Source organism: Mucilaginibacter sp. UYP27, assembly GCF_040547175.1.
In the GTDB taxonomy this organism is placed as follows: Bacteria; Bacteroidota; Bacteroidia; order Sphingobacteriales; family Sphingobacteriaceae; genus Mucilaginibacter.
Window position 1 is genome coordinate 376515 of sequence record NZ_JBEPPE010000003.1, and the last position, 26317, is coordinate 402831.

The window sequence follows — 26317 nt, forward strand, 5'->3', positions numbered from 1 at the left end:
ATGAGCTATAAACACTTCTTCGAGAACGCACTGATAGCCGGGCGGAACGCGGCCCTATCTCCCGTTACCATAAATAAGGTATTGCTTGATGTTGCACAGGCAGCCATTGACCAAACGGATTACCTGCTACAGGAAAACCAAAAAGACCTGGCCCGCATGGAACCCACCGACCCAAAATACGACCGCCTTACCCTTACGGCCGAAAGGATAAAAGCCATTGCCGGCGATATGGAGAATGTGGCAGGATTAGATAGTCCGCTGGGTAAGGTATTGTCTGATAACACCCTGCCTAATGGTTTACAGATCAAAAAAGTGCGTGTACCGCTTGGCGTAGTAGGCGTAATTTACGAGGCGAGGCCAAATGTTACATTTGACGTATTCGTACTGTGTTTTAAAACAGGCAATATCAGTATATTAAAAGGTGGCAGCGATGCGGATAACTCCAACCGTGCCATTATGAAAGTGATCCACGGTGTTTTATCAGTACATGGTATCGATGCAAATTTCGCTACCCTGTTGCCAGTAGAACGCGAAGCTACCGAAGCCTTGCTTAATGCGGTCGGCTATGTAGATGTGCTGATCCCCCGGGGCAGCCAGTCGCTCATCAATTACGTACGCGAAGGCAGCAAAGTGCCTGTGATTGAAACCGGAGCGGGCATCGTACATACCTACTTCGATGAAACCGGCGACCTCAAGAAAGCTGTCGCCATTATCGATAACGCCAAAACCCGCCGTGTAAGCGTTTGCAACGCGCTGGATTGCCTCATCATCAACAGCAAACGCCTCGGCGACCTTGTGCATATCACCGAACCGCTTGCCGCCAAGCAGGTGCAGCTTTATGCCGATAAAAAAGCCTTCGAAGTACTGGACGGCCATTACCCTCCCGAATTTTTAGCAGAAGCAAAACCCGAGCATTTCGGTACAGAGTTTTTGTCGATGAAAATGTCGATTAAAACGGTAGATACTTTGGAGCAGGCACTACAGCACATCGCCGTTAACAGTTCCAAACACAGCGAGGCCATTATATCGGAAGACGAGCTGAATATCGAAACTTTTTTAAACCGGGTGGATGCCGCCGCGGTTTATGTTAACGCCTCCACCGGCTTTACAGATGGCGCCCAGTTCGGCCTCGGTGCCGAAATTGGCATCAGCACCCAAAAGCTGCACGCCCGCGGCCCCATGGGGCTGGAAGAATTGACAAGTTATAAATGGATAGTAAAAGGAAATGGGCAGGTAAGGCAATAGTTATATTTAAAATCTCATCACAATGGGTTACTTTTAGTCCTGCCATGTAATTAAGGATAACTAAACCAAAACCATTGAAAAAATTCTTTAAGATCACACTGCGTGTAGTTTTAGGCTTCATAGCTTTTATTGCATTGTATCTGTTGGCTGCATTTGGCCTATCTAAAATACCTGTGCCCGCCGAGCCGGCTACCGCGCAAACCATTGATATTTATATCCTTACCAACGGCGTGCACACCGATGTGGTTGTCCCGGTAAAAAATGAGCAGATGGATTGGAGCAAAGAGGTGAAATTTGATAACACCCTTAAACCGGATAGTACTGCCACACTGATAGGTTTTGGTTGGGGCGACAAGGGCTTTTATCTCAACACCCCTACCTGGGCCGAGTTGAAATTTAGCACAGCGATTAAAGCCGCTTTCGCGCTGAGTACCTCGGCTGTCCACGCAACTTTTCATAAGCAGCTTACCGAAAGCCCGTCATGCAAAAAGATATCGATAAGTAGTGAGCAGTACGGCCGGTTGGCGAAATATATCAGGTCCAGTTTTGCAAACGATACCAATGGTCATGCCGTCGTTATCAAAACAAACGCTAATTACGGTGATACCGATGCCTTTTATGAAGCTACCCGCAGGTATAACCTTTTTTATACCTGCAATACCTGGGCCAACAACGCCCTAAAAGCATGCGGGCAGCGCGCCTGTTTGTGGACGCCGATGGACAAACCAATATTTGCGAAGTACTAAAGTTGGTAAAGATAATATCGAACACTGAATTTCGAATAATGAATATCGAAGTGCCCGGTGCTTCCATACTTCATTATTCGACATCCAACATTCATCATTCGATATCCTTCGCTCAACTCATTTTACCCTCCCCTGACCCAAGCCTTAACACAATAAAGGGTAAAACATTATCTTTGCAGCCAATATGAGTAAGCACGGTAGGATCTTGGTGGCAATGAGTGGCGGAGTTGATAGTTCTGTAGCGGCAGTAATGCTGCATGAACAGGGCTACGAGGTCATCGGCCTTACCATGAAAACCTGGGATTACGCCGCAAGTGGCGGCAGCTCTAAAGAAACCGGCTGCTGTAGCTTAGATAGTATCAATGATGCCCGCGCCTTGGCTGTTGGTTATGGTTTCCCGCATTATATATTGGACATCCGCAACGAGTTTGGCGATTTTGTGATCGATAACTTTGTTGACGAATACCTTGCCGGCCGCACACCTAACCCCTGCGTGCTTTGCAATACCCACATTAAATGGGAAGCCCTTTTAAAACGCGCCGATAAACTGGATTGCGAATTTATCGCGACCGGCCACTACGCCAATATCCGCGAGCAGGATAACGGCCGCTACGTAATATCAAAAGGTAAAGACGAAAATAAAGACCAGTCATACGTGCTTTGGGGCGTATCGCAGCAAAACCTTGCGCGTACCAAATTCCCGCTGGGCAGTTTCTCTAAACCCGAGATCCGCCAGATGGCTGTTGATATGGGTCAACTGGAACTGGCAGGCAAAAGCGAAAGCTACGAGATCTGTTTTGTGCCTGATAACGACTACAGGGCGTTCCTGCGCCACAAAGTAGAAGACCTTGACGAACGTGTTGGCCCGGGTAATTTCGTGTTGACCAACGGTACCGTTGTAGGCAAGCATCTTGGCTACCCTTATTACACTATTGGCCAGCGTAAAGGCTTGGGTATTGCTTTAGGCATGCCGATGTTCGTGACCAAAATCCAGCCGGAGAATAATACGGTTGTATTGGGCACCATCGAAGAACTGGAAAAGAAAGAGGCATGGGTACGCAACCTTAACCTGGTTAAATACGAAAGCATTAAAGAACCTTTGGAAGCCGTTACCAAGATCCGTTATAAGGATGCAGGCACCCAAAGTAAGATCATGCAAATTGGCGACCACATGAAGGTATCATTCGATCACATGGTATCTGGCATCGCCCCGGGCCAATCAGCCGTGTTCTATGAAGGCAATGACCTCTTGGGCGGTGGCTTTTTGATATAACTTTATGTTATAAAGTTTGAATGTTGTAAAGTTGTTTACTTTACACGCGTACAGCTATAACGGCTCATAATTATTGCTTTTTTAAACGATAATGAAGCCTTAAACTTTTCAACTTTAAAACATTACAACCCTTCAACAGTATAAATAATTGCGTTTCTAATGCATTTTATGTTTTCTTTGCAAAAAAACACCCGCTTAAATGGCTAAAAATTTACTCATAGTTGAATCACCGGCGAAAGCTAAAACCATTGAAGGATACCTGGGCAAGGACTTTACCGTAAAATCGAGTTACGGCCATATCCGCGATCTGGTGAAGTCTGAAGATGCCATCGATATCAACAATAACTTTAGTCAGCGATACGAAGTGCCTGCCGATAAGAAGCAGATAGTGAGCGAATTAAAGAAATTAGCTAAAGAGGCAGACATTGTATGGCTCGCATCCGATGAGGACCGCGAAGGAGAAGCCATATCATGGCACTTGTTTGAAACTTTAGGATTAAAAGAGCCCGATACCCGCCGAATTGTTTTCCACGAGATCACAAAACCGGCGATAATGAAGGCGATTGAAAATCCCCGTAAAATAGATTATAACCTGGTAAATGCACAACAGGCCCGCCGAGTTTTAGACCGTTTGGTGGGTTTTGAGCTTTCGCCGGTGTTATGGAAAAAGGTTAAACCATCGCTTTCTGCAGGCCGAGTACAGTCGGTAGCCGTGAGGTTGATTGTAGATCGCGAACGCGAGGTGAATAAGTTTACTGCCGAGGCCGCCTTTAAAATAGTGGCCCTGTTTGGCAAAGGCCGCGACGCTTTTAAAGCCGAACTGCCAGAGCGTTTTACAAAACAGGAAGATGCTGAAAAGTTTTTACAGGATTGTATACAGGCCATCTTCGAGATAAAATCATTAGAGACCAGGCCAACTAAACGTTCGCCTGCCGCGCCGTTTACTACATCTACCCTTCAACAGGAGGCCAGCCGCAAATTGGGTTACTCGGTAGCGCGTACCATGCAGGTTGCACAAAGGCTATACGAATCCGGTTATATCACCTATATGCGTACCGACTCGGTAAACCTAAGTGATACTGCGTTGAACGCCGCCCAAGCAGAAATAACATCTGCTTATGGCGATAAATACCATCAGCACAGGAAATATAAAACTAAGAACGCCAGCGCGCAGGAAGCCCACGAAGCCATTCGCCCTACGTATTTTAATAACCATACTATTGATGGCGAAAGTAACGAGAAGCGCCTTTATGAACTGATCTGGAAACGTGCTATAGCATCGCAAATGAGCGAAGCACAGTTTGAGAAAACCGTTGCAAAAATCAGTATATCAACCCGTAATGAAGATTTGGTTGCCAATGGCGAGGTGATGAAGTTTGATGGTTTCCTGAAAGTTTACCTGGAAAGCAACGACGAAGACGAAGACGCCCAAACCGCTGATGGCGAAAACGCTATACTGCCACCATTAACCAAAGGCCAAAAATTAGATCTGCAGGAACTATCGGCTACCGAAAGGTATTCGCGCCCGCCCGCCCGTTACACCGAGGCAAGCTTGGTAAAGAAATTAGAAGAACTGGGTATAGGACGCCCATCTACTTACGCCCCTACTATATCTACCATACAAAACCGCGGTTACGTGGTTAAAGAGGAACGCGAAGGCCGCCAGAGAAATTTCCGTGTGTTAACGCTTAAAGGCGGTAACATCAGCAAAGAAACTAAAACCGAGAACACAGGGGCAGAACGGAACAAACTTTTCCCTACGGACATTGGCGCTGTAGTGAATGACTTTTTGGTACAGCACTTTAAAGGCATTGTCGATTTTAACTTTACCGCAGGTGTAGAGAAACAATTTGACGAGATAGCACAGGGCTTGCAGGACTGGACAAAAATGATCCGCACGTTCTACGACCCGTTCCACAAAGATGTACAAAACACGATTGAAACGGCAGATAAAGCAACCGGCGAACGCGAATTAGGCGTACACCCGGAGAGCGGCAAAAAAATGTCGGTACGGATAGGCCGTTACGGCCCGTTTGTGCAGGTTGGCGATAACCCAAGCGACGAAAGTGAAGAGAAACCTTTGTATGCAAGCTTGCGCACAGGTCAAAGTATAGAAACTATCAGCCTGGAAGAAGCACTGGAGCTTTTCAAACTACCAAAGATATTAGGTGAATATGAAGGCAAAGTGATGAAGGCAGCCATAGGCCGTTTTGGCCCTTACATTAGCCACAACAGTGCGTTTGTATCGGTACCTAAAGAGATAGATCCGCTTGATATTACGCAGGAACAAGCTATTGAACTGATAGAAGCCAAACGTAAAAAGGATGCGGAGAGGTTGATCAAAGCATTCCCCGAAGATGAAACCGTAAAAGTTTTAAACGGGCGCTGGGGACCATATATCGAATTTGGGAAGTTGAACGTTAAGATCCCTAAAGACATTACCGACCCAACAACACTTACTTACGAGCAATGCAAGGCTTTAGCCGATGCCATGCCCAAGGATGCTAAAAAGGGGCGTTTTGGTAAAGCTGCACCGGCGGCTAAGCCCGCAGTGAAAAAAGCGCCTGCCAAGAAAAAGGCGGCGGCTAAGAAAAAATAAGTTATTGGTTTAAACGTTTAATGTTGGAAAGTTGTAAGGTTAAGATAAAGCAAAGCAACATTTAACTTTGTAACGTTCCAACCTACAACAACCAACACAAAATGATTAAAGATCTTCCTCCTAACGTGGTAAAAGATATAGCGGTTGCAGTTGCCTTAGAGGGCGAAAATCCTGAAAGTAAGATCTGGTACGTTTACCTCATCAACCTTAAAAATATACCCTTAGAAAATGTCCTGGTAACCTCAAAAGGTTATGGCGAAAAAGACGGCGAGCTGGTTAAAACTTCTGTACTTCGCCACTCCTTCCCGGTTGTAGATGCCAATTCTTTTAAACTGATCGAGCCTATTGATGAGCAGACCTTTGGGCTGAACAACGAATATTGGTTAAGCTTCTACATCGGCCGCGAGATCTTCGACAAAAAGTTCATATTCCTGCCGGAAAGCATTGTAGATGATAACTTTATCAAGTTACCCGTGGTGAATAAACCCGGCGTTATGATCCGTTAATTAACCAGATCATGCAGTTGGTGCATGGATGACTTCAAGTCCGTGTAAAGCTTTTTATATATCGGGAAGATCTTGCTGTAAACGGCGTGCGCCTCTTGGTTTGGAGTTACCACCACCCTATCTTTTGCTTCTTTATCCGCGATGCTTTTATAATCAATGCCCAATGCTTCCATCGCCAGATAAATTGCGCCGATGGCCGATGAATCGCCGGATTGCAGCATCACCAGTTTTTTGCCGGTGATATCGGCGAGCAATTGAACCCACGTGGCAGATGATATAAAGCCACCACTTATTACAATTTCATTTATGGGCTGTTCTGTACTTTCCACAGCCTTAAGCACATCATTAAGCGCGAAGCAAATGCCTTCTAAAGCCGCCCTTAAAAAATGTTGTTGCTGATGTTTAAAGTTGATATTAATAAAAGCGCCCGAAGCCTTCGCATCCCAAATTGGCGCGCGCTCGGCATATAAATAAGGTAAAAACACCAGTCCATCGCTGCCAGGTTTAACGTTATCGATGGCTTTGAACAGGTATTTATAGTTCTCATCAGATACATAGTCCAGTTTCAGGAAATCTTTCAGCAGCCAATCTACCGCCGCGCCGCCGTTGTTAACCGCGCCGCCGCAAATAAATGTATCAGCATTTAACAAGTAGTTAAAGGTCATGGCCCCATAATTATAAACCGGGGTTTTACTGCCTACCCGTACCGCGCCGCTGGTACCAATGGTTAAAGCACCTATCCCGGGTGTAACGGCATTGCCTCCAAGGTTGGCACAACAGCCATCGCTGGCTCCAATCACAAAGGCGGTTTGGGTGTCGATACCCGGCAAAATATGTGCTGATGATATATACCTTATATTACCCGTATTTACGGGCGTCGATAATTTAGTGTCGCTAATTCCGGCAAGACTCAGGGCTTTATCATACCATTTTAGTTTCAGCACATCAAACATCCCCATGGCTGATGCCATAGAATAATCCACCTCAAACACACCGAAAAGCTTAAACCAAACGTATTCTTTGATGGAAATGAATTTATAGGCTTTATTAAACCGCTCTGCCTCATTTTGGCGCAGCCACATAATTTTGCACAGGGGCGACATGGCATAGATGGCTGTGCCCGTGTGCTTATATAACTCTTCGCCATCCACGCTATCCCTTAACTTCTGCGCTATCTCTCCGCTCCGCGCATCAGACCAAAGCATAGCATCTGCCAGTGCATTGCCTTGCTCATCTACCGGCATAATGCTGTGCATTGCGGCGCTAAAACTAATGGCAGCGGGTGGCGCATTTAAATTCGTTGTTATTTTACTGATGCAGTTTATAAATGCCCGCCAGATAAGGTCGGGGTTTTGCTCGCTGTAGCCGGCTTTTGGGTTGCTTGTAGGGTAAAAACTTTGAGCTGTTTCAAGGGTGCTGCCGGCTGAATCAATAGCTACAGCTTTGGTGCTGCCTGTGCCTAAATCGATACCAACAAAATATTTTTGTATAATCATGTAACCTATTTAATCCGGTTGCGTAAACTCAGTAGAAGATAATGGAAACTAATCCACAATGGCAGTATTTGTCAACAATAACATCCCGAAATGCGCAATTTAATTCACTCTCGTTTTTTTTACCTTACTTTTAAATATAAATCTAAATCAATAAAAACAGCGTAATTGGCTATTAAATAGATATTTGATATTTATAATCCCAAAAATAGGTCAACTGGCATAATATTGTCTCATAGACCAGATATAAAAATATCACATTTATAACCGAAACCACGATTAATCGGCATGAAAAAAACTTTACTGATTGTTGATGACGATTTGAGTATCTTAAAATTGCTTAACTTTATCCTATCTAAAGATTACGAAATTGTTGTCAAAAACAACGGCATCGAAGCTTTTAGTTGGTTAGAAGACGGCAACATGCCCAAACTCATAATTTCTGATTTACAAATGCCATATTTTGATGGACAATCCTTCCTGAAAAATGTTAAAATAAGTGGCTTTTATCGCCATATACCTGTTATTATGCTTTCGGCAGCTCATGACCTTGACGCGCAAGTTGCCAAGATGCCCTTTAAGGTGGATGCCTATATGCACAAGCCCTTTAACCCTAACAGCCTAAAAACCGCCATTATTCAGGCCTTAAAAGTTTATGATGAACAAGACAGCAACTGATTGGAACGAAAACTCTCATTCCCAGATCAGGATTGCATATGCAGGCTTGGAATTGAAGGACTTGATCGCAAAGGACCTGGCGAACTTTGAGATAGATTTTAACGATACCCTGCAAGATCTTGAGAATTATATGGGCGATCAATCCATCTTAACTATTCCTGATATTATTTTGGTGGAGGTTGATATGGACGAGCAATGCTTTGAACTGGTTAACCGCCTTCGCCAAAACTTTTTGATGAACGGGTTGATCATCGTATTACTATCTACCCGTAAGGATAAAAAACTGGTACAAAAAGCCATGCAGATGAAACTGCATGATTTTTACACCTACCCTTTCGCTACATCAGACATTCGTGAGCGCCTAAACTTCCTGGTGAAATTTAAATTGATTAAACCCCGTTTGCAGGAATTATCGATAAAAGTTGATACCACTTATAAAATGCCTTTCGGTAAGCGTTTTCTTGATCTTGCTATAGCGGGCGGCATGTTTGTTTGCCTAATGCCGGTTATGGCGGCAGTTGCCATAGCCGTTAAGTTAGATTCTAAAGGGCCGGTATTTTACACAAGCAAACGCGTAGGTACAGGTTACAAGATCTTCGATTTTTACAAATTTCGAAGTATGCGTACCGATGCCGACCAACTTTTAGCGCAAATGGCTGTTACAAATAACCAGTACGCCGCCGAAGAAGAAGGCGCGTCAAAATCGGCCTTTGTTAAAATTAAGGACGACCCGCGTGTTACCAAGCTTGGCAACTTTTTACGTAAAAGCAGCCTGGACGAGTTACCGCAATTGTTTAATATCATCAGAGGTGATATGTCTGTAGTGGGTAACAGGCCGTTACCTGTTTACGAAGCTGAGATGCTAACCTCTAACGAATGGTCGATGCGGTTTTTAGGCCCCGCAGGTTTAACTGGGTTATGGCAGATAAGTAAACGCGGAAAAGAAGATATGAGCGAGCGCGAACGTAAAAAACTTGATAATTTTTACGCCCAAAAATACTCTTTATGGCTGGATTTGAAGATCATTGTTGGTACGGTACCTGCCTTGTTCCAAAAAGAGAAAGTTTAAAAAACATCAATACAACTTTGAAAAAACTAAACATATTAATCCTCTTTATACTAAGTACAGTAGCCCTGCACGCGCAGGAAAGCTTTGTTAACGAGGTGAACTACCCCTATCTAGATAAACTTATCGCTACAGCTAAAAAGAATTATCCCGAAGTAAAAATACGCCAGGCACAAATAGAAGCGGCAAAAGCTACACTTACCCAATCAAAGGTGTTGTGGCTGGATGCGATAACAGCCTCGTACATCTACAGCCCAAAAAACTCTCTTAACCTTGCCAACCCTACATTTTTTAACGGTTATCAGATAGGTTTATCGGTAAACGTCGGCCAGTTGTTATCAAAGCCGTTTGCAACACGCGTGGCGAGAGAGAATGTAAACATAGCCCAGTTTCAGCAGCAAACCTATAACTTAACTCTTGAAGCAACAGTAAAAAGACTTTACTTTCAATATCTTGAAGCACAGGCCGATCTGCGGAACCGTGCAAGGGCTGTTACCGATGGCGAGATTGCTGTAAAACAATTAAAATACACGTTTCAGAAAGGGGAGACCACTTTTCATGATTATAACGAGTCTTTGGTAGGTTTATACAATCAAAATTCATTTAAAGTACAGGGCGAACTTGCCATGTTAACGGCAAAAGCAAATCTCGAAGAATTTTTGGGTGTTAAATTAGAAGAGGTTAAATAGCCATGGAGTTAGGAAATTTTTTTAAGCTTTTATGGAAGCATAAGAACCTGCTGATCATTATTCCGCTGGTTACAATCATCGTCTCTTATTTCCTGGTAAAAAACCTGGCAGATAAATATGTATCAACGGCGCAAATAGCCACCGGCATAGTAGATCAATCGCGCCACTTACTTGACGCCGATCCATCAGGCGCCACCAAAGAACAATCAATAGCGCACGAGTTTAGTAACCTGATAGAGATAATGAAGCTTAAAACCCTCATTAACCAGGTATCTTACAAACTTATCCTGCACGATCTTACTGATAGTGTTCCATTTAAACCGCATAGCAAGCTTTTCAATACCATGAACCCGGCAGCTCGCGCGCACGCTGTCGAGCTTTTCACCAACAAGTTTAAAACCATGCAGCCCCTATCCTATTATAATAAGGATGAAGAGGGGTTGAATGAGCTTTTACGTAGCATGAAATATGACGAGCGATCTTTACGCAAAGACCTGCTTATTGTTCGTTCCGAGGATAGCGACTTTATTTCGGTAAGTTATGAATCAAGTAACCCGCAATTATCTGCTTTTATTGTTAATATACTTTGTACCCAGTTTATTGATTATTACACACATACCGTTAGGCAAAACGAAACAGACGCGGTTAATTACTTAGCCAATTTATTAGAAGCTAAACGCGATACCCTTAATAAGAAAACCGCCGACCTGCAAGACTATAAGATCAAAAATGGCATCCTGAATTTGGAAGAACAGTCAAAATCCCTGTTTGACCAGATCATCGTTTATAACGACCGTAAACAACAAGCCGAAAAGGACGTAGCATCTTACAACGGTGCTATAAAAAAAATAAACAACAAGTTTGAGCCCGGCGAACGCCAGTACATCGAAGCCACAATAAGCAAGTACAACCAGGATGTGATCAACTCGCAAGATCAGCTTCATATCCTTACAGATAGATATGTGCGCAGTGGCTTTAATCCAAAACTTAAACCCGCTATAGATTCATTATCGAACAAGCTGTCATCGCAGATAAACCAAACATCAGATAAATACATTGTAAACCCCTTAACCGCCAAGGATGATTTGGTTAAACAAAAGCTTACGTTAGAGGTAACACGCGACCTTGCCAAGTACAGCATACAATCTATAAACAACGCGGTAAGCGATCTTAATGGCAAATTTAAACGCCTGGTACCGTTTGATGCTACTGTTAAAACCTACAACTTTGATATTGATATTGCCAGCAAGGAATATTTGGATGTGCTGAATAAGTATAACCAAACCAATCTGCAATCTACATTTTCTATCAGGTTGCGTCTTGCAGAGTCGGCCACGCCTGATGCTGCCGAGCCATCTAAAAAGATGCTGCTTATTATCCTGAGCGGTATAATTGCCTTCGCGTTTTGCGTTATTATCCTGTTCGGTATCTTCTTTATGGATGATACCATAAAAGAACCGGGCGACCTGGTTAAACGTACCAATTTACCGCTATTAGGTCACCTAAACACCGTAACGGGCTCGCTGGACCTCAAGAAACTTTGGGATGTGGAGCACCGCGATAAAATGCGACTGTTTAAGGAGCTTATCCGCTCTATCCGCTTTGAGGTTGACCAGGAATTGCGCGGCGAAAAGGTATTGGGTGTAACCAGCCTTGCCAATCACGAGGGTAAAACAGTTTTGGCTATCAGCCTGGCTTACTCTTACTCCATGATCAACAAAAAAGTGTTGTTGATAGACGGTAACTTTGATAACCCCACTATAAGCAACACGGTTAGCCCCCGGATCTACCTGGAGGACTATTTTAAAAACAACCCCGATAACTACGAAAGCTTTAGCAATACTACTAATGTAATGGGCAACCATGGCGGCGATGTTACCCTGCTTGAAATTAGCGACGAAAATTTTATTCGCAGCAAGTTTAACGAGCTTAAGATGAAATATGATATTATCATTATTGAAACACCGCCGTTATCGTCGCTCAATAAATCAAAAGAGTGGTTGTTATTCACCAACAAAGTTATTTCTGTTTACGAGGCTGATAAAGGTATTACCAATTGGCAAAAAGATGATGTAAATTACCTTCGTAATTTAAAAGGCAAATTTGCCGGCTGGGTACTTAACAAAACCGACCCTAAAAAGGACAGGTTTTAAATATAACCCGGCATACGTGCCTCCTGTAAACCTTTAATTTTTTCATTATGAGGATAAAACCTGCCGAAAAAAAGGGTAATGTTTTTGAAGACCTTACCCCTATGGAACAAAAAAACCGCAAGGCAGCCATTGCATTTGCTTTTATAGGTGTATTTGTTTGGGCTGCTAAAATTTTATTCTTTTAACCAAAAGCATCGAATGCTTCATAATCAGGCACAAAATAACTTTATTGTAAACTTTTCCCGTAAGCTAATGTCGGGGCGGGTATCTATGGTAAAACTTATTTTTATTTTGCTGCCTGTAGCTATTTTCATTGCGGTTGCCATCTCCATGTTTGGCATACTGGCAGCTGGTGCATTGTTGGCTTTATTTATTGGTATACCCGTTGTGTTGGGTATTGTGGCTTATCCTATTTTCGGCATAGCGGTATTGATGGTCGTCTCGTTTTTCCTAAATTACGTATCGGAATTTGTACCGCCGGATACCCCTACAGGGATCCTGCTCGATGCTATCACCTACCTGCTAATCTTCGGTTTCCTGCTTAAATTCAAGTACGATAAAGATTGGTCGTACTTTAAAAACCCCATCAGTTATCTGATACTGGCATGGCTGGCCTATAATTTTATAGAGGTTATAAACCCTGCGTCGCCATCCATACTGGCATGGGTTTATACCGTGCGTACCGTTGGCTTTATAATGCTGATGTATTTTATTTTTGTGTACCAGGTACGCACCATGTCGCAAATCAAATTTTTGGTCAAGCTTTGGTTGTTGCTGGCGTTCTTGTCGGCCATCTCAGGTTTCCAGCAAGAGAACTTTGGCCTGTTCCCGTTCGAAAAAGCCTGGTATTATTCAGATCCCTTACGACTAAGTTTCCTGTACATTAACGGGCACCTGCGTAAGGTGGCCATATTCCCGGATCCGGTTACGTTCTCATATAACATGGTGGTAGCGGCGGTATTATGCATGTGCATCATGTTCACTAAAATTAAAATGTACAAAAAGGTGTTGCTTGGCTCTGCTATCCCATTCTTTTTCCTGGTGATGTTGTATTCGGGCACGAGGGGCGCGTTTGTATTGCCGCCGGCTGCTTTGGCCATGCTGGCCATTATTAACTTTAATAAAAAGATGTTGATGTTTGTTGTCGGCGCGGCAGTTGTGTTGTTAGGGCTTATATTTATGCCGACATCCAACCAGTTTATCAAACGCTTCCAAACGGCCTTTAAACCATCGGACGATGCCTCATTTAACGTGCGTGCCGAAAACCAAAAGCGTATTAAACCGTACATATTATCACACCCTATCGGGGGCGGTTTAGGGTCTGTTGGGATCTGGGGAAGGCGTTTTGCACCCAACTCTTTCCTGGCAAAATTCCCGCCAGATAGTGGTTACGTGCGTGTGGCAATAGAGATGGGTTATGTAGGTTTGATACTGTTTTGTTTTTTGATGTTTACAATATTAAAAACCGGCATCAATAATTATTACCTCATCAAAAACCCTGAGCTCAAGATCTATTGTTTAGCTATGATATTGATCATTTTTGTGTTTAACATTGGCAATTATCCGCAGCAGGCACTGGTTCAATATCCGTCGAATATTTTATTCTATTTTGCATGTGCGTTATTAAGCGTTACCTTACGTATAGACAGGCAGGAACAGAAAGAACATGCTGAAAAACAACGCGCCGAATTAAGCGCCTGAAAATATTATAATGTCGTTACTAACAGTAGTAAAATCTAACCCCCGTTTAAAAAATTTTGTACACTGGATGGTCGTACAATCCAGGCGTTCTGCGCCAAGGTTGTGGGTTAAATGGTTTGTTAACCCGTTTATCCACAAGCGAGGTAAACGGTCGATAGTTAGCTTTTATTCAAGGTTGGATATATTCCCTTTTAACAATTTCGAGCTTGGTGCGTACAGTATTATAGAAGATTTTGCCGTGATAAATAACGGTGTTGGCGATATTATTATTGGCGAGCATACCGGTATCGGACTAAGTAATATTTTAATAGGCCCCGTAACATTGGGCAACTATGTTACCCTTGCGCAGCACATCGTATTATCGGGCCTTAACCATGGTTTTGAAGATGTTACAGTGTCTACCCGCCTGCAAAAAGTGGTTACCAAGCAGATCACCGTTTGCGATGATGTTTGGATAGGTGCCAACAGTGTAATAACAGCCGGTGTAACCATTGGCAAGCACTCGGTAATAGGCGCGGGAAGCGTAGTTACCAAGGATATCCCAGAGTATTGTGTGGCTGTGGGCAACCCGGCAAAAGTTATAAAAAAATATAATTTTGAAACTGCTACCTGGGACAGGGTTTAGCCGTATAAAGGATTATGCCCAATTTAAATAAACTTGTAAATAAGCATACCATATCATTAGCCACAAGTGCGGCCATGCCGGTTATAGGTATGCTTGTGCTTTCGTTAATGGCGCATAATCTGCCCGCGGCCGATTTTGGCAACTACATATTCCTGCTCATCACTATTTTATTGGCCGATACCTTCAGGAACGGTTTTGTACAAACATCCCTTATTAAATTTTACGCGGGCACCAGTAAGAAAAAGGCTTTTGAGGTCGCCGGGTCGGCGTGGTATGTTGGTTTAATGCAGGCAGGTTTATTTGTTGCAATAGATGCCATAGTTTACCTTGTTTACCGCAGCAAAAGCGTTGATGCCGAAACTACCATTCAATGGTTTGGCATTATTTACATAACTACCCTGCCCTCTGCCGTAGCATCTTACATCTTACAGGCCGAAGAAAAATTTGGGCGGATGCTGATCCTGCAGGTAATTAACCAGGGGCTGTTTTTGGTGCTAATACTTACGCTAATATTCATGCATAAGCTATCGTTCCAAACAGCAGTATACGCTTATTTTGCGGCTAGCACGGTAACATCATTGTTTACCATTTTTAACGGTTGGTCAAAGATCCGGACACTAAAATACCGAAGCAAAGAAACAATAATCAAGTTGGTACATTTTGGCAAGTTTAGTGTAGGTACGTCCATCAGTTCGTACCTGTTGCGCAGTTCAGATACCTTCATTATTAAAATAATGTTTAACCCGGCGTTACTGGCGGTTTATTACATCCCGCAACGTTTAATGGAGATCTTTGAGATCCCGATGCGTGCAGGAGTTGCCACTGCCATGCCCGAGTTATCGGCCGCCGTGCACAAAGGCAATGAGGCCGATGTGGCAAGCATTATGAAACGCTATGCCGGGATGCTTACCGTAGCCATTATCCCTATAGCTATAGTGGCATTTGCCATAGCAGGGCCCGTTATAACTATTCTTTTTGGCAAGCAATACCAGAATACCGAAGCGGTTAATATCTTCCGCCTGTTTATGTGTTATGTTATGCTAATGCCTATCGACAGGTTTTTTGGCATCACGCTGGATATTATCAACAAACCACATTTAAATATGCTAAAGGTTGTGTTAATGCTGGTAGTAAACGTAGTTGGCGATTTTGTAGGCATTTGGATTTTCCATAGCCTTTACGCGGTTGCCATAGCATCGCTCTTTACCTTTTTCTCAGGTGCGATATTTGGTTACTGGGCGCTAAAAAAACATCTACACTTTACCATCAGGGATATTTTCAGTTTGGGTTATACCGAGTTAAAAAGCATTGTAAACCATTTACTTGAAAAAAGCAAAACAGAAAAGGCAGAAGTTTAATTATTAAAAGCAACATGGGCATCATTGTATTTATTCTTTCGGTAATTTTCACCCTGGTATTTATTTACCTGGGCGTTTATAGCCTATACCTGTTTGTGTTTTCTGTTTTAGGAAAACTGATCAAACAGCATACCCCTCCTGTTGCTACGTCGTTCAGCAAGTTTGTGATATATATTTGCGCTTATAAAGAGGATGCCATTATCCTGAGTTCAGCGGCGCAGGCCTTAACAATCGACTATCCAAAAGACAAATTCCACGTTTGTGTTATTGCCGATTCGATGCAGCCCGAAACTATTGAACAACTGAAAATTATGCCCTTACAAGTGATTGAAGTTGTATTTGAGAGCAGCACCAAATCTAAAGCCCTGCACGCGGCCATAGCGGCCACGCATGAAGACTTTGACGCTGCCGTTGTATTCGATATTGATAACGTTGCCGCACCCGATTACCTGCACCAGATAAACAATTACCTGCACGATGGTAACCGAGTTATACAAGGCCATCGCGTAGCAAAAAATACCGAAACCGAAATTGCTGTATTGGATGCAATCAGTGAAGAAGTGAACAACCACATTTTCCGCAAGGCACAGCAGGTGTTTAAACTTTCGGCCGCGATTATAGGATCGGGCATGGTGCTGGAGTATAGGTTATTTAAAGAAACCATGGCACAGATTGACGCCGTTGGTGGTTTTGATAAAGAGATGGGCCTGGTACTTACCCGCCAAAAAATCCACGTGGCGTACGCCGACAAAGCTTATGTGTACGACGAAAAGGTAAGCAATCCCGAGGTGTTTAAAAAACAACGCCGCAGATGGTTGTCGGCGCAGTTTAACCTGTTAAAAACATATGGTCTAACAGGTTTTACGGAACTATTCGCCCGTGGTAACTTCGATTACTTTAACGAGATCTACCAAACGGCTATCCTGCCCCGTATATTAATGTTAGGGCTAATGCCGTTCATGTTATTAGTGTCGTTGTTAACGCCGGAGATTGGCCCAAGCTGGCAAATGTGGCTTTCGGCAACGTCTTTGTGTTATATTGGTATATTAGTTGCAGTACCCGGCCAGTTCTTTAACAGTAAATTGCTTGGTGCCGTACTTAAATTACCAATGATATTTTTCGCGATGTTTGCCCTGCTGTTTAAATTAAAAGGCGCGAACAAGAAATTTATTCATACACCGCATAACCCGGGCGCAAATTAATTACGTATACAATTAGAAACGGGGAATTGCTACCCGCAACATTAAGTAGGGCAATCATTTATAAAACACCGCTCAGGGGTCTTAATAAAATATGGAAGTAGTATTAAATAATACCACAGTAGATTATCCAAAAGAGAAGCCGCTTCACAGCCTTATCCAGGAGAGTGCCGTAAAGCACCCCGATAATGTTGCGCTTAAATTTCACGACACCTCGCTTACCTATACCCAGCTTAATAATACTGCCAATCAACTCGCCCGGGAACTTATCAAAAAAGGCATTAAAACCGGTGACATCATCGGTATTGCCCTCGATCGTTCAACTGAACTTGTTATAGCACTTTTAGCTATACTAAAAAGCGGTGCTGCCTATGTACCGCTTGACCCCGAATACCCCAAGGACCGAATCGAGTTTATGCTTGATGATTCGGCTGCTACTATACTTATTACGTCTAATAAATATAAAGGCCACTTTGCATCAAATACCACCGAGGTTTTAATGGAAGAAGCATTGACCGCTTCAAAAGATCATCCTACAGAAAATCCGGAGGTAAACGTAACCGGCCAGCAGCTGGCTTATGTGCTTTACACATCGGGCTCTACAGGCAAACCAAAGGGTGTGCAAATAGCGCATCACAGTTTGGTAAACCTGATGTACAGCTTCCAAAAAACACCGGGCATCACTTCAAAAGATATTACGCTTGCCGTTGCAACCATTTCTTTTGACATTGCCGGTATAGATATTTACCTGCCTTTGTGTAGCGGCGCACAGATCATTATGGCCGATTCTATCACGGCGAAGGACGGCCGTGCGTTATTGGATATTGTCCGCAACGAGGGAGTAACCATCCTACAGGCTACCCCCTACACCTGGCGCATGATGCTGGAAGTAGGCTGGACTGAACCATTACCATTGAAAGTATTTTGTGGAGGCGAAGCACTTGCCAAAGACCTTACCGAAAAGCTTATTCCGCTTTGTAAAGAGCTGTGGAACCTTTACGGACCTACCGAAACTACCATCTATTCGATCATAAAACACGTTATCGACCCCAACGATATTACCATTGGCTGGCCGGTTGATAATACGCAGATCTACATCCTTGACGAGGAGAAGAACAACCTTACCAACGGCGAGATTGGCGAAATTTTTATAGGTGGTGTTGGCGTGGCATGGGGCTATTTAAACTGCCCAGAATTGACGGCCGAGCGTTTCATCGACAATCCCTTTACACCCGGCGAAAAGATTTATCGAACCGGTGACCTTGCCAAACTAAAACCTGATGGCGACATTGTGTACCTTGGCCGCATAGATCACCAGGTAAAGGTGCGTGGTTACCGCATCGAATTGGGCGAAATAGAACATAACCTTGGTAAACAGGAAGGTATCAAACAAGCCGTTGTTATTGCCCGCGAAGATACGCCGGGCATTCCCCGTTTAGTGGCTTATGTTGTTTTAGAATCCGGCCAAACCGGCATCCCAGAAAAAAGCATGCTTGATAAATGGGACGATGCCCTGCTTGGTGTATTGCCCGAATATATGATGCCCGATGATTATGTGCTGATGGATATAATCCCATCTACCCCCAACGGCAAAATAGATCGCAAAGCCTTACCGAAACCCGATTACAGCCATATAAACCGCTCCGACAAATACGTTGCCCCGCGTACCAGTAACGAAAAATTGGTTACCGAGATCTGGGAAGAACTTATGGGGCTAAACCAGATCAGCATCCTCGATAATTTTTTCCAGTTGGGCGGCCGCTCGTTAATTGCCGTAAAGATAATGGCCCGTTTAGAGCAGGAAACCGGTAAACGTTTACCGCTGGCTACCCTGTTCGAATATTCGACGGTGGAGAAACTGGCTTCGCGTTTAGAGATTGATGCAGAATCCATCACCTGGGAATCGTTGGTGCCGATAAAACCCCAGGGCGATAAAATGCCGCTCTATATTGTCCATGGCGCAGGCTTAAATGTGCTTTTATTCAATGCCCTTGCTATGAATATGGACGACCAACAACCGGTTTTTGGCCTGCAAGCCAAGGGTTTGAATGGAATTGACGAGCCATTAGATGTGATGGAAGAAATTGCCGCTAACTACGTAGAAGAGATCATCAACCATGACCCTATTGGCCCTTATGCTGTTGCGGGTTATTCATTAGGCGGGTTGATTGCCTACGAAATGGCTAAACAAATGCTTGCCTTGGGTAAAAACCTGAAGATGCTGGCCATGTTTGATACCTATGCCGACCAAACACAAAAATACCACTCGCCATTAAGGCGCACTATTGATAATACCTGGACGTTGGTGAAACAGGTTGCCTATACGCCGGTATTGTTTTTAGAAGACCCTAAACGTACTGTCGAATATAAAAGCCGCGAAGTCGGCCGCAGGATCCAGAAGATCTTTAAAAAGGTTTTCCCTGATAAGGTGAAGAAAAAAGAAGGTTTTTCAGCTTATACAGATGAGATCCATGACCGGAGCCTTACCGCGCAAAAGAATTACCGTTTAGAACCTGTAGACGTGACTATCGAACTTTTCCGCGCTAAAAAGAAAACGTTTTACATGGACGATTTTAAATTTTTGGGATGGAAACCCTTTGCTCTTAAAGGCGTAAACGTCCACGACATCCCCGGCGAACACAACACCATCTTCGCCCCGCCGAACGACAAGCAATTCGCCAAGGTATTGCAGGAATGTTTGGATAAATCAGCAAAGGGGAAATAGGTGTTTTCACTACCATGTCATTGAGATGAGCGATAGCGACGTGGAAATCTCTTTAGGCCGTTCCGCTATGTGACGCGTACAAATGAATTAATGACATTGCTTTATACCTGGAAATGTTGACTTATCTATTCAACGGCTTCCCGATTTCCCAATGATGTCCATACGGATCGATGAAATGCCCTAGACGATAACCGTAAGGCTGATCGGCAACGGGATAAACGGTTTTTATGCCTGCTCCAATAGCCTGTTCCGCAAGGGCATCAGGGTCATCAACCATCAGGCCGATGCGCACACTTATCCCACCCAAAAGTTCAGGCGAAAAATTACCATGATCTGGCGACGCGTCTGCCACTACTATGCGTGCGCCTTGTACGGATAGTTCGGCAACAGTGTGACCATCCGGGTCGGTATTACCGGTAATTACTTCTGCACCAAAGGCCTTTTTGTAAAATTCGATAGCGGAAGTGCCGTTACTCACACTTAATGTTGGGATGATAAAGCTTTGCATTACAGGTTGATTGATAAGGTAAACCTATCAAAATAAAACCGTAAAAATGTGAGCAAATATATTTTGGCAGGTACATAATTCTGCCGAAATTTTTATAAATTCATAGCCATTTACCATATCACATATGAATTACCTTGCCAACCTTTTCCGTTCACGAAAGGGACAGATTATTGTATCAATATCTTTGATACTTATCGCTTTAGTCATATTTTTTGCAAGGCAGCACCAGCGCAACAAGCAAATAAAAGTTGATGCCGAGTTCAGCAAATACATCGAATCGTACACCACGGGCGTTATTTCCAAGCAAAGTACCATCCGCATAAAACTGGCCGGCGAGGTTCAGGTTTCGCATGCGCAAAACGAGGAACTTAAAGGTGACATCTTCGATTTTTCTCCATCTGTAAAAGGTAAAGCCTATTGGATAGACGACCGTACCATCGAGTTCCGACCGGCGACAGCAATGGATATCGACAAAAAATACACTGCCGATTTTAACCTTGGTAAGATCATTAAGGTAGAAGATGATTTCGAACATTTCAAGTTCGGTTTCCAAACTATTAAACCCGATTTTAGTATAACATTCGCGGGCTTGCAAAGCGAGAGCGCTACATCAGGCCAAAACATGAAACTTACAGGCAACATACAAACTGCTGACGGTGAGGACCAGGTAGCAGTAGAAAAACTGCTCGATGTTAATTATACAAGCCCTGTTAAAGTAAGCTGGCAGCACAACCCGGTTACTAAATCACACCAATTTACAATCACCAAAATAACCCGTACAACAGCCGCCAACCCGCTTACCATAAACTGGGATGGCGACAAGTTGGATATCGACAAAAAAGGCAACCAGGAATTTCGTGTGCCTGCACTTGGAGAGTTCAAAGTGCTGGATATAAAAGCCGTGCAGGATAATGACCAGTACGTTTCCGTACAATTTTCTGACCCTATTATGGTTGGGCAGGAACTGAGCGGATTAATCGGTATCAACAACTCATCCGACCTCGCATACACCATCGACGGCAGCATTGTAAAAGTATATGCGCCCGAGCGCATGCAGGGAAACTTCAGCGTTTTTGTAAATGAGGGAGTGCAAGATATTTATCACCGTAAAATAAAAACCGCCTTTACAGCAAACGTGTTTTTTGAAAACCGCGAGCCTGCGGTAACCATACCGGGTAAAGGTGTGATCCTGCCCGATTCTGGTAAACTGATGATGCCATTCGAAGCAGTTAACTTAAACGCAGTGGATGTTACCATCATTAAGATCTATGAAAATAACGTACCGCAGTATTTCCAGAATAACGGATTTGACGGTGGCTACGAACTGCGCCATGTGGGTAAGCCTATTGTGCAGAAAACCATTCGTTTAGATGCTGACAAAGGTCTTAACCTGACCAAGAAAAACCGCTTTATGCTGGATGTTGACCAGCTGATGCGTGCCGAGCCGGGCGCTATTTACCGTGTGGTTATAGGGTTCAGGAAAGATTACTCGCTGTACAATTGCAGCGCTGGCAAACTTGTTGCCAAAAGCGGCGATGATGACGAATATGGCGATGAAGGTGGTGAGTACGCCGGCGATAACACAAGCAAGGCAAACGACGAAGACGACGACTTTTGGCAGCGATATGATAACTACTATCCCGAAGGTTACAACTGGCAGGAACGTAACGACCCATGTACCGAATCATACTTTAGCAAGCAGCGTTGGGCAACGCGCAATATCATCGCATCAAACATTGGCCTGATAGCCAAACGCGGCAATGATAACAACATGACCATTGCCGTAACCAACATCCTGAGCGCAGAGCCAATGAGCGGGGTTGAATTGGAATTGTTGGATTACCAGAAACAGGTAATTTTTAGAACAAAATCCGACGGTGACGGGATGGCCACCTTTAGTCTAAAACGGAAGCCATACCTGTTGGTTGCCAAGCAGGGCAAAGAGCGCGGCTATTTAAAACTGGACGATGGCAGTTCGCTCCCACTCTCCCGCTTTAATGTTGGCGGCGAGCAGGTGCAAAACGGTCTCAAAGGTTTCCTTTATGGCGAACGCGGTGTATGGCGGCCCGGCGACTCTATCTTTACAACCTTTATTTTAGAGGACAAATTAAAAACCTTGCCTGCAGACCACCCTGTTGAGTTTGAACTGTACAACCCTAACGGACAATTATACCGACGGATGACCCGTACAAGCTCCGTAGACGGTTTCTACAGTTTCCACGTCGCTACAGAAACTTCCTCGCCTACCGGTAACTGGAACGCGCGGGTAAAAGTTGGTGGCGCAACTTTCGAGAAAAAGATAAAGGTGGAAACCATTATGCCAAACCGCCTCAAGTTAAAGCTTGATTTTGGAGGCGCTACAGAGCTGACCAAAGGCAGCGGTGCAAATGGTACGTTGAGTGCTCAGTGGCTCTTCGGCGGTATAGCGCAAAATTTGAACGCCAAGGTTGATGCCTTCCTGTCATCGCAAGCAACTAGCTTTAAGGGTTACGAGGATTATAACTTTGACGACCCCACCCTTGCCTTTAATACCCAAACGCAAACCGTTTTTGAAGGTAAACTTAATGAAAGTGGTGTGGCGTCGGTTAACACCAATATCAATGTAGAAAAGCAAGCGCCGGGCCAGTTGCGTGCCAACTTTGTGGTGAAAGTATTTGAACCGGGCGGCAACTTTAGTTTGCAGCAGGCCAGTATGCCATACAATGTTTACGATGGGTACGTGGGCGTAAAAACACCAAAAGGCAGCGACATGAGCGGCATGCTGGTGACAGATAAAACACACGCAATAGAAATTGCCGACGTTGATACCAAAGGCCATGGCTTTGCAAGTACACGCAACGTAGAAGTGGAATTGTACAAAATTCAATGGCGCTGGTGGTGGGACGAGACCGGTAACGAGCTAAGCAACTTTACGCAAGACCGTTACAATAAACTCATCAAAACCGAAACCGTACAGTTGCAAAACGGTAAAGGCAAATGGAACCTTAAAATCAACCAGGCAGACTGGGGCCGTTACCTTATCCGGATAAAAGACCCGCAAACGGGGCACTCTACAGGTAAAATAATTTATGCTGATTGGCCAAACTGGTCGGAGCGTTTGCAGAACACCGACCCTACCGAGGCTGCTATGCTATCGTTTACATCCGATAAGCCAAATTATAAAGTTGGCGAGGAAGCAACCTTAACCATCCCTACAGGTGGCGATGGCCGTGCTTTGATAAGTTTTGAAAACGGCAGCAAGGTTTTAAAAACCATTTGGATAGATACAAAAAAAGGCGAAACGCGCTACAGCTTTAAGGTGGACGAAACCATGGCGCCAAACGTTTTCGTGAACGTTACGCTATTACAACACCATGCCCAAACCGTTAACGATCTGCCTATCCGTATGTATGGTGCCATCCCGCTAAATGTTGATGACCCGGAAACCATTCTTAAACCGGTGATAAGCATGCCGGATAAGATCAGGCCGGAAACACAATCGGCCATTACAGTGTCTGAAGCATCGGGCAAGGAAATGACCTATACCATTGCTATTGTAGATGAAGGCTTGCTGGATATTACCAATTACAAGACACCAGACCCGCACGAGGCATTCTATGCCCGCGAAGCATTGGGTGTTAAAACGTGGGACCTGTTCGACTATGTAATCGGCGCCTTCGGCGGCGGACTTGAGCGCATCCTGAGTATTGGCGGCGACGGCACAAACGGCACAAATAAAAATGTATCAGTAAACCGGTTTAAGCCGGTGGTGAAATTCCTGGGCCCATTCCATTTGGCTGCCGGCGACAAGCAAACCACCAAATTTACCCTGCCACAATATGTAGGCTCGGTTAAGGCGATGGTAATTGCAGGCCATAACGGCGCTTACGGAACAGCAGAAAAAGCAGTCGCCGTTAAAAAACCGTTGATGATATTAGCAACCTTGCCGCGCGTGCTCGGGCCGTCGGAGAGTGTACAGCTACCCGTTACCGTTTTCGCGATGGAGAACAACATCAAATCGGTAAGTGTGCAGGTGCAATCGAACGCGTTTAGCAACCTGGGAGGCAACAACCTCAAAGTTGTAAAATTTGATAAACCGGGCGACCAATTGGTAACCTTCGATTTAAACGTGAAAGATTTTGTAGGTGTAGGCAAAGTTAGGATCATTGCCAAATCGGGTAACGAAACCTCGGCTTTTGATGTGGAACTGAACGTTCGTAACCCTAACCCACCTGTTACCCGCATATTAGAGAAAGAGCTCAAACCAGGCGAATCTTATAACACAGCATATAGCGCTATCGGTATCAATGGCACTAATAAAGCATCGTTAGAGATATCAAGTATCCCGCCGTTGAATATGGCTAAACGTTTGGGGTATCTTATCAGCTATCCGCATGGATGTGTGGAACAAACCACGTCGGCAGCGTTCCCGCAATTGTATTTGGGCCAGCTGCTTGACCTAACGCCAAGGCAAAAAGCCGAAAGCGAGCGTAACATCAAACTCGCTATAAACCGGTTGAACGGCTTCAGGGTGCAGGGTGGCGGCCTTAGCTACTGGCCGGATGGCGGCCAGGCCGATGAATGGGGCACCAACTATGCCGGGCATTTCCTGCTCTCGGCACAGGCTAAAGGTTATAGCCTGCCATCCGGATTTATCGACGAATGGAAGAAATATCAAAAACAAAAAGCCGTAAACTGGTCGCCGGATCCACGCAGCAATATCCACGGCTATTACTATTATACCGACTTGGTGCAGGCATACCGTTTATATTTGTTGGCACTATCTGGTTCGCCCGAATTAGGTGCGATGAACCGCCTGCGCGAATACCAATACATTAGCGTCGAAGCCCGCTGGAGATTGGCGGCCGCTTACAAACTGGCAGGCCAACCAGAGATAGGTTTACGCATGATAGCAGGTTTACCAACCACCATCAAACCTTACAGCAGCATGTACGGTACTTACGGTTCCGACTTGCGCGACGAGGCCATGATACTGGAAACCCTTACCCTGCTGGACCAGCAGCAAAAGGCATCGGGCATGGTGCGATCAGTAGCGGCCAAACTATCGCAGGATAGCTGGTACAGCACGCAAACCACGGCCTATTCGCTCATCGCGATAGCGCAATATTGCGGTGTAAACAAAAGCGGCGGCAAATTGTCGTTCAACTACAATGCGGGTGCTGCTAAAGGCGATGTAAATTCGGCATCATACTTATGGCAGCAGGAACTTGCAGCTAACGGCGGCAAGGTTACCATGAAGAACACCGGCAGCAATAAGCTTTATGTAAGGTTGATACAGCAAGGGCAACCTTCCTCCGGGCAGGATGTTAAAACTTACGTGAACCCCGATGTGATGCAGATGCGTATAGCGTACTTTACCTTGGGCGGCAAAAACATCGACCCTACATCTCTTAAACAAGGCAGCGATTTTGTGGCACAAGTAACCATCAAAAACCCTGGCAAACGTGGCAGGTATGATAATTTAGCGCTAACGCAAGTCTTCCCGTCGGGATGGGAAATATTAAATAGCCGCATGCTAAATAATGATGAGGCATTTAAATCATCGCCATCCGATTACCGTGATATTCGCGATGATAGAGTGAATACTTATTTCAGCTTAGCCGAAGGTAAAGAGGTTACTTACTACGTAATGCTGAACGCCGCCTATGCAGGTAAATATTACCTGCCTGCCGCGTATTGCGAAGCCATGTATAACCATGATATTAACGCACTGATAAAAGGGCAATGGGTTGAAGTGGTGAAGTAATACTTTC

The 26317-nt window shown here is 44.5% G+C and carries 18 protein-coding genes; 16 read left to right on the forward strand and 2 right to left on the reverse strand.

Annotated features, from left to right (window positions below):
* The 5 genes from ABIB39_RS13405 (at position 1) to ABIB39_RS13425 (ending at position 6369) form a co-directional block, all read left to right on the forward strand.
* Positions 1-1245 carry a glutamate-5-semialdehyde dehydrogenase gene (locus tag ABIB39_RS13405; RefSeq protein WP_354430665.1) on the forward strand — a complete coding sequence of 415 codons (1245 nt, stop codon included), beginning with the start codon at positions 1-3 and terminating at the stop codon, positions 1243-1245.
* A 74-nt stretch (positions 1246-1319) separates the two neighbouring features.
* Positions 1320-1991, forward strand: a complete 672-nt coding sequence (locus tag ABIB39_RS13410; protein ID WP_354430666.1) for a TIGR02117 family protein — start codon at positions 1320-1322, stop codon at positions 1989-1991.
* A gap of 184 nt (positions 1992-2175) precedes the next feature.
* Positions 2176-3264 (forward strand): tRNA 2-thiouridine(34) synthase MnmA, encoded by a 1089-nt coding sequence (gene mnmA, locus ABIB39_RS13415; protein ID WP_354430667.1) that lies wholly within the window; start codon positions 2176-2178, stop codon positions 3262-3264.
* A 199-nt stretch (positions 3265-3463) separates the two neighbouring features.
* Positions 3464-5863: a type I DNA topoisomerase gene (topA, locus tag ABIB39_RS13420; protein WP_354430668.1), complete on the forward strand. Its 2400-nt coding sequence runs from the start codon at positions 3464-3466 to the stop codon at positions 5861-5863.
* 101 nt (positions 5864-5964) lie between these two features.
* Complete coding sequence (locus ABIB39_RS13425; RefSeq protein ID WP_354430669.1) at positions 5965-6369, forward strand: hypothetical protein; 405 nt, start codon at positions 5965-5967, stop codon at positions 6367-6369.
* Here ABIB39_RS13425 and ABIB39_RS13430 read toward each other — a convergent pair.
* On the reverse strand, positions 6366-7865 hold the full coding sequence (locus ABIB39_RS13430) for a gluconokinase (RefSeq protein ID WP_354430670.1): 1500 nt from the start codon (positions 7863-7865) through the stop codon (positions 6366-6368). The two genes, ABIB39_RS13425 and ABIB39_RS13430, sit on opposite strands and share 4 nt — an antisense overlap.
* Before the next feature lie 285 nt (positions 7866-8150).
* Here ABIB39_RS13430 and ABIB39_RS13435 point away from each other — a divergent pair, with 285 nt between their 5' ends.
* From ABIB39_RS13435 to ABIB39_RS13480, 10 genes are all read left to right on the forward strand, one after another.
* The gene (locus ABIB39_RS13435) at positions 8151-8540 is read left to right on the forward strand and encodes a response regulator (protein ID WP_354430671.1); all 390 of its coding nucleotides are present in this window, start codon (positions 8151-8153) and stop codon (positions 8538-8540) included.
* Complete coding sequence (locus ABIB39_RS13440; protein ID WP_354430672.1) at positions 8518-9609, forward strand: sugar transferase; 1092 nt, start codon at positions 8518-8520, stop codon at positions 9607-9609. The genes ABIB39_RS13435 and ABIB39_RS13440 overlap by 23 nt, the downstream gene beginning before the upstream one ends.
* A 17-nt stretch (positions 9610-9626) precedes the next feature.
* Positions 9627-10295 (forward strand): TolC family protein, encoded by a 669-nt coding sequence (locus tag ABIB39_RS13445; protein ID WP_354430673.1) that lies wholly within the window; start codon positions 9627-9629, stop codon positions 10293-10295.
* Between the two features lie 2 nt (positions 10296-10297).
* Positions 10298-12448 carry an exopolysaccharide transport family protein gene (locus tag ABIB39_RS13450; RefSeq protein ID WP_354430674.1) on the forward strand — a complete coding sequence of 717 codons (2151 nt, stop codon included), beginning with the start codon at positions 10298-10300 and terminating at the stop codon, positions 12446-12448.
* 47 nt (positions 12449-12495) lie between these two features.
* Complete coding sequence (locus ABIB39_RS13455) at positions 12496-12633, forward strand: hypothetical protein (RefSeq protein ID WP_354430675.1); 138 nt, start codon at positions 12496-12498, stop codon at positions 12631-12633.
* A 13-nt stretch (positions 12634-12646) separates the two neighbouring features.
* On the forward strand, positions 12647-14149 hold the full coding sequence (locus ABIB39_RS13460) for an O-antigen ligase family protein (RefSeq protein WP_354430676.1): 1503 nt from the start codon (positions 12647-12649) through the stop codon (positions 14147-14149).
* A 10-nt stretch (positions 14150-14159) separates the two neighbouring features.
* Entirely contained in the window at positions 14160-14774 is a 615-nt protein-coding gene (locus ABIB39_RS13465) for an acyltransferase (protein ID WP_354430677.1), read from the forward strand.
* A 14-nt stretch (positions 14775-14788) separates the two neighbouring features.
* Complete coding sequence (locus ABIB39_RS13470; RefSeq protein WP_354430678.1) at positions 14789-16132, forward strand: lipopolysaccharide biosynthesis protein; 1344 nt, start codon at positions 14789-14791, stop codon at positions 16130-16132.
* A gap of 14 nt (positions 16133-16146) precedes the next feature.
* Positions 16147-17334 (forward strand): glycosyltransferase family 2 protein, encoded by a 1188-nt coding sequence (locus ABIB39_RS13475; protein WP_354430679.1) that lies wholly within the window; start codon positions 16147-16149, stop codon positions 17332-17334.
* 91 nt (positions 17335-17425) lie between these two features.
* Positions 17426-20056 carry a non-ribosomal peptide synthetase gene (locus ABIB39_RS13480; RefSeq protein ID WP_354430680.1) on the forward strand — a complete coding sequence of 877 codons (2631 nt, stop codon included), beginning with the start codon at positions 17426-17428 and terminating at the stop codon, positions 20054-20056.
* Positions 20057-20177: 121 nt separating this feature from the next.
* Here the strand turns inward: ABIB39_RS13480 and ABIB39_RS13485 are convergent, their stop codons facing one another.
* A complete protein-coding gene (locus ABIB39_RS13485; RefSeq protein WP_354430681.1) occupies positions 20178-20564 on the reverse strand; it encodes a VOC family protein in 387 nt (128 codons plus the stop codon).
* A gap of 124 nt (positions 20565-20688) precedes the next feature.
* Here ABIB39_RS13485 and ABIB39_RS13490 point away from each other — a divergent pair, with 124 nt between their 5' ends.
* On the forward strand, positions 20689-26310 hold the full coding sequence (locus ABIB39_RS13490; RefSeq protein WP_354430682.1) for an alpha-2-macroglobulin family protein: 5622 nt from the start codon (positions 20689-20691) through the stop codon (positions 26308-26310).
* Positions 26311-26317: the final 7 nt, after the last annotated feature.

What these genes read in the sequence shown, in the direction of transcription:
- ABIB39_RS13405 (WP_354430665.1), top strand. Translation starts at nt 1, where the DNA reads ATGAGCTATAAACACTTCTTCGAGAACGCACTGATAGCCGGGCGGAAC.
- mnmA (WP_354430667.1), top strand. Translation starts at nt 2,176, where the DNA reads ATGAGTAAGCACGGTAGGATCTTGGTGGCAATGAGTGGCGGAGTTGAT.
- topA (WP_354430668.1), top strand. Translation starts at nt 3,464, where the DNA reads ATGGCTAAAAATTTACTCATAGTTGAATCACCGGCGAAAGCTAAAACC.
- ABIB39_RS13425 (WP_354430669.1), top strand. Translation starts at nt 5,965, where the DNA reads ATGATTAAAGATCTTCCTCCTAACGTGGTAAAAGATATAGCGGTTGCA.
- ABIB39_RS13430 (WP_354430670.1), bottom strand. Translation starts at nt 7,865, where the DNA reads ATGATTATACAAAAATATTTTGTTGGTATCGATTTAGGCACAGGCAGC.
- ABIB39_RS13435 (WP_354430671.1), top strand. Translation starts at nt 8,151, where the DNA reads ATGAAAAAAACTTTACTGATTGTTGATGACGATTTGAGTATCTTAAAA.
- ABIB39_RS13440 (WP_354430672.1), top strand. Translation starts at nt 8,518, where the DNA reads ATGATGAACAAGACAGCAACTGATTGGAACGAAAACTCTCATTCCCAG.
- ABIB39_RS13450 (WP_354430674.1), top strand. Translation starts at nt 10,298, where the DNA reads ATGGAGTTAGGAAATTTTTTTAAGCTTTTATGGAAGCATAAGAACCTG.
- ABIB39_RS13455 (WP_354430675.1), top strand. Translation starts at nt 12,496, where the DNA reads ATGAGGATAAAACCTGCCGAAAAAAAGGGTAATGTTTTTGAAGACCTT.
- ABIB39_RS13460 (WP_354430676.1), top strand. Translation starts at nt 12,647, where the DNA reads ATGCTTCATAATCAGGCACAAAATAACTTTATTGTAAACTTTTCCCGT.
- ABIB39_RS13465 (WP_354430677.1), top strand. Translation starts at nt 14,160, where the DNA reads ATGTCGTTACTAACAGTAGTAAAATCTAACCCCCGTTTAAAAAATTTT.
- ABIB39_RS13470 (WP_354430678.1), top strand. Translation starts at nt 14,789, where the DNA reads ATGCCCAATTTAAATAAACTTGTAAATAAGCATACCATATCATTAGCC.
- ABIB39_RS13475 (WP_354430679.1), top strand. Translation starts at nt 16,147, where the DNA reads ATGGGCATCATTGTATTTATTCTTTCGGTAATTTTCACCCTGGTATTT.
- ABIB39_RS13480 (WP_354430680.1), top strand. Translation starts at nt 17,426, where the DNA reads ATGGAAGTAGTATTAAATAATACCACAGTAGATTATCCAAAAGAGAAG.
- ABIB39_RS13485 (WP_354430681.1), bottom strand. Translation starts at nt 20,564, where the DNA reads ATGCAAAGCTTTATCATCCCAACATTAAGTGTGAGTAACGGCACTTCC.
- ABIB39_RS13490 (WP_354430682.1), top strand. Translation starts at nt 20,689, where the DNA reads ATGAATTACCTTGCCAACCTTTTCCGTTCACGAAAGGGACAGATTATT.